This window comes from uncultured Cardiobacterium sp., from assembly GCF_938028185.1.
Taxonomy (GTDB): Bacteria; Pseudomonadota; Gammaproteobacteria; order Cardiobacteriales; family Cardiobacteriaceae; genus Cardiobacterium.
Genome location: NZ_CALJAH010000357.1, coordinates 1 through 4,455, shown reverse-complemented (window position 1 = coordinate 4,455; position 4,455 = coordinate 1). Strand labels below are relative to the sequence as shown.

Here is a 4,455-nt window from a genome sequence, read left to right as displayed (position 1 = left end):
GGTTGGCATGACCTGGACCAACTGGCTTGGTGCCAACCTCGTCGTCGTCGCCGATGATGAAATCGCCGCCGACCCGGTACAGCAAAACCTGATGGAAATGGCGCTCACCGGCAACGTTGGCGCGCGCTTCTTCACCCTGCAAAAAACCATCGACGTCATCCACAAGGCGGCGCCGAGCCAAAAAATCTTCCTCGTCGTGCGCACCCCGCAGAACGCGCTCACCCTCATCAAGGGCGGCGTGCCCATCAAGGTAATCAACGTCGGCAACCTCCACTTTGCCGAAGGCAAGAAGCAGGTGAGCAAGGTCATCAGCGTAACTGATGACGACATCCGCTGCTTTCAGGAGCTGGAATCCCTCGGCGTTGCCTGCACCGCGCAGGGCACACCGGACGAAGCGAAAAAACCCATCCTTTCTTTAATCCTTTAGGAGCCAATCATGGAAACCACCGCGATGGAAGTCATCCATCAAGTCACCCTCGCGCAAGCGCTGATGGTCGCCATCTTCGCCGGCATCGCAGGCATCGACCTCTTTAACGTCCTCACCCACATCCACCGCCCGATTATCGCCGGGCCTGTCGTCGGCATCCTCATGGGCGACCCGCAGGCGGGTCTCGTCGCCGGTGCCTCTTTTGAGCTGATGTGGATGGGGCTGGTGCCGCTGGCGGGTGCGCAGCCGCCGAACGTCGTCATGGGCGGCATCATCGGCACCGCCTTCGTCATCGCCACCGGCAAGAGCGCGCAAGAAGCGATAGCGGTCGCCATCCCCTTCGCCATCTTCGTGCAAGTCTGCATCACCTTCCTCTTCACCGCCTTCTCGCCGCTGATGAAGAAAGCTGACCACTACGCCGACACGCTCAATTTCGGCGGCATCGCCCGCCTGAACTATCTCGGCATGGCGATATTGTTCTGCTTCTACTCCATCGTCGCCTTTGGCGTGGTCTATTTCGGCGCGGCCAAAGCGGCAGAATACGTGCAATTCGTGCCGAAGTGGATTTCCGAAGGCCTCAACATGGCAGGCGGCCTGATGCCCGCCATCGGCTTCGGCATCCTGCTCAACATCATGCTGCGCAAGGAATACATCGCCTACTTCATCCTCGGCTTCGTCCTCGCCGCCTACCTCAACCAGCCGCTGCTCGCCATCGCCCTCATCGGCACCGCCTTCGCGCTGATCGAATACTTCATCCGCGACAGCCAGCCCGCCAAATCCGCCGCCCCGCAAGAAGAAGAAGGAATTTAAGCCATGAGTACCGAAAACTACGACGTCTATCAAGACCAGGCCACCCCAAAAGTCATCACCCGTAAAGACCTGCACCGCATGGCGTGGCGCTCGCTCTTCCTGCAAGCCTCCTTCAACTACGAACGGATGCAGGCCAACGGCTGGCTCTACACCATCCTCCCCGCACTGCGCAAAATCCACAAAAACCCGGACGACCTGCGCCACTCAATGCGGATGCACCTTGAGTTCTTCAACACCCACCCCTTCCTCGTCACCTTCATCTCCGGCCTTGTCGTCTCGATGGAAGAGGCGAAAGAAAACATCTCCACCATCCGTGCCATCAAAGTCTCGACGATGGGGCCGGGCGGCGGTATCGGCGATGCCGTCTTCTGGCTGACCCTGCTCTCCATCTGCGGCGGCGTCGGCGCCTCCTTCTCGCTCACCGGCTCATGGTTAGGCCCCATCTTCTTCCTCGTCGCCTTCAACGCCGTCCACTTCGCGTTGCGTTTTGGTCTCGCCAACTACGGCTACAAAATGGGCGTCTCCGCCATCGCCAACCTCAAAGAGCAGACGCGCAAACTGAGCCACGCCGCCTCCATCGTCGGCATCACCGTCATCGGCGCCATGACCGCGAGCTACGTCCGCCTCGAATCCGGCCTGCAACTCGTGCGCCACGTTGAAGGCGTAGAAAAACCCTTCGTGTACAGCCTGCAAAAAGACCTGATCGACCCGATCATGCCGAAACTGCTGCCGCTCCTGTGGACACTGTTCATCCTCTGGCGCATCAAAAAAGGCACCTCCACCCTGAAACTCGTGCTGTGGACAATCATCTTTGGCCTCTTCTGCATCGGCCTGCCGGTGCTGGTCAAAAAATACTTCGACATTGACATCATCGACCCCGCCGTCCTCGCCGAACGCATGGGACTGAAGGGCTGACATGACCGCCCTCATCATCACCGGCCACGGCCAGTTTGCCAGCGGCATCCACAGCGCACTCAACCTCATCGCGGGCGGCGCCAAAGACATTCACGCCGTGGATTTCCGCGAAGGCGACACCCCGGAAACCCTGGGTGAGAAACTGGCAAAAATACTAAAAATATATGAGAATGACGGCGTGGTTATCTTTACCGACATCATTGGCGGCGCGCCTTTCCGGCAAGCCGCCCTGCTCGCCAGCAGCAGGGAAAACCTCGACGTCGTCTATGGCACCACACTGCATATGCTCGTCGAAGCCGTCCTTGAAAAAGACCACTGCGGCGACGTGCGCAAACTGGTGGCCGACCTGCTGCCCGCCGCCCGCGACGGCATCGGCAGCCTGAGCACATACACGCGCAAACAGCCACCCCCACCCGCAACAGAAGAAGGACTGTAACCATGCAAGAAAAAAACCTCACCCTCAACAACCCGTCAGGCCTGCACGCCCGCCCGGCCAAAGACTTCGTCCAGCTCGCCAAAGGCTTTGAAGCCAGCGTGACCATCGTCAAAGACGGCAACGAATACAACGGCAAATCGCTGATGAAACTGCTCCAGGCAGGGCTCAGCAAAGGCGACCAGCTCGTGCTGAAAACCGACGGCGCCGACGAAGCCGATGCGCTTGCCAAACTCGCCGACTACATCACCAACCTCGCGGAATAACCCGCCTCCCCCTGAGCCTGTTCCGAAGAACAGGCTCAAACATACCGCCGCAGCGGGCAGCGGCTGCGGCAACACACCGCCAACCCTAGAGGAGCACCTCATGAAAAACTACGAAGGACTCGCCGCCTCCCCCGGCATCGCCATCGGCCAAGCCTGGATCTTCCGCCCGCAAACCCCGAACATCGACACCCGCACCATCAGCGACGCCGAAGTCAAAAACGAATACCGCGCCTTCAGAAACGCCCAGGCCAAAGTCGATGCCCACCTCGAAGGCCTCTACAACCGCGTCCTCGAAAAACAGGGCGAACACGAAGCCGCCATCTTTGAAAGCCACCGCGAACTGCTCGCCGACGAAGAACTCGACAACGACATCCAGGCGCTCATCCGTGACGAACACAAAACCGCCACCGCCGCCGTCAAAGAATACCTCGACCAGGTCGCCGCCAACATGCGCGCGCTCGAAGACGAATACCTGCGCGAACGCGCCGCCGAATTTGAAGACCTGCAAAACAACCTCCTCCTCGCCTTAAACGGCCTGCCGTTCGCCTCCCTTGCCAGCGCACCGCCGGACAGCGTCATCTTCGCCGAAGACCTCACCCCGTCCGAGACCGCACAACTGGACATCGAAAAAGTGCGCGGCTTCGTCCTCGAACACGGCGGCCTCACCAGCCACGTCGCCATCCTCGCGCGCAACCTCGGCATGCCGGCCGTCATGGGGATGCGCAACATCATGAACGAAGTCCAAAGCGGCATCACCGCGCTGCTTGACGGCGACACCGGCAACCTCATCCTCGACCCGGACGACAAAACGCGCAAAATCTACACCGAGAAAAAAGCCCAGCAAGACGCACAAAAAGCCGAATACGCCAAACTGCACGGCAAACCGGCGACCACCGAAGACGGCAAAACCTTCGCGCTTTACAGCAACATCGGCTCACCGAACGACCTGCACCTCATCGACGAAAACGGCAGCGAAGGCATCGGCCTCTTCCGCAGCGAATTCCTCTTCATGGAAAGCAAACAGGCACCGAGCGAAGACCAGCAATACGCCATCTACCGCAAAGTCGTCGAACACATGAAAGGCAAAACCGTCATCCTGCGCCTCTTGGACATCGGTGGCGACAAACCGCTCTCCTACCTCAACTTCCCCAAAGAAGAAAACCCCTTCCTTGGCTGGCGCGGCGTCCGCCTCTACAAAGACAACCCCGAAGTCTTCCTGAGCCAAATCCGCGCCGCCATCCGCGCCGCCGCCTACGGCGACCTGTGGGTGATGATCCCGATGATCATCAGCCTCGACGAACTGCGCTGGGTCAAACAACAAATCGCCGAACAATCCGTCAAACTCGAAGCCGAAGGGCGCAACCACAACCCGCACCTCAAAGTCGGCATCATGATCGAAACCCCGGCATCTGCGCTGATTGCTGAACAGCTCGCCAAAGAAGCCGCCTTCTTCAGCATCGGCACCAACGACCTGACCCAATACACCCTCGCCGTTGACCGTGGCAACACCAAAATCAGCGTCCTCTATGACGGCCTGCACCCCGCCGTACTGCGCCTGATGAAAATGACCTGCGACGCCGGGCGCAAGGCGGGCATTGACGTCG

Annotated in this window: 6 protein-coding genes; all 6 read left to right on the top strand. The window is 59.7% G+C overall.

Annotation, left to right across the window (positions count from 1 at the left end):
- Positions 1–427, top strand: a 427-nt coding sequence (locus Q0349_RS10525) for a PTS sugar transporter subunit IIB (RefSeq protein ID WP_298080886.1), incomplete at its 5' end; no start/stop codon positions are given.
- A 24-nt stretch (positions 428–451) separates the two neighbouring features.
- Positions 452–1,237, top strand: a complete 786-nt coding sequence (agaW, locus tag Q0349_RS10520) for a PTS N-acetylgalactosamine transporter subunit IIC (RefSeq protein WP_366916315.1) — start codon at positions 452–454, stop codon at positions 1,235–1,237.
- Between the two features lie 3 nt (positions 1,238–1,240).
- Positions 1,241–2,152, top strand: a complete 912-nt coding sequence (locus tag Q0349_RS10515; protein WP_298080884.1) for a PTS system mannose/fructose/sorbose family transporter subunit IID — start codon at positions 1,241–1,243, stop codon at positions 2,150–2,152.
- Between the two features lies 1 nt (position 2,153).
- Complete coding sequence (agaF, locus tag Q0349_RS10510; protein ID WP_298080882.1) at positions 2,154–2,588, top strand: PTS galactosamine/N-acetylgalactosamine transporter subunit IIA; 435 nt, start codon at positions 2,154–2,156, stop codon at positions 2,586–2,588.
- Between the two features lie 2 nt (positions 2,589–2,590).
- Positions 2,591–2,851: an HPr family phosphocarrier protein gene (locus Q0349_RS10505; RefSeq protein ID WP_298080881.1), complete on the top strand. Its 261-nt coding sequence runs from the start codon at positions 2,591–2,593 to the stop codon at positions 2,849–2,851.
- Positions 2,852–2,951: 100 nt separating this feature from the next.
- Positions 2,952–4,455, top strand: a 1,504-nt coding sequence (gene ptsP / locus Q0349_RS10500; protein ID WP_298080880.1) for a phosphoenolpyruvate--protein phosphotransferase, incomplete at its 3' end; no start/stop codon positions are given.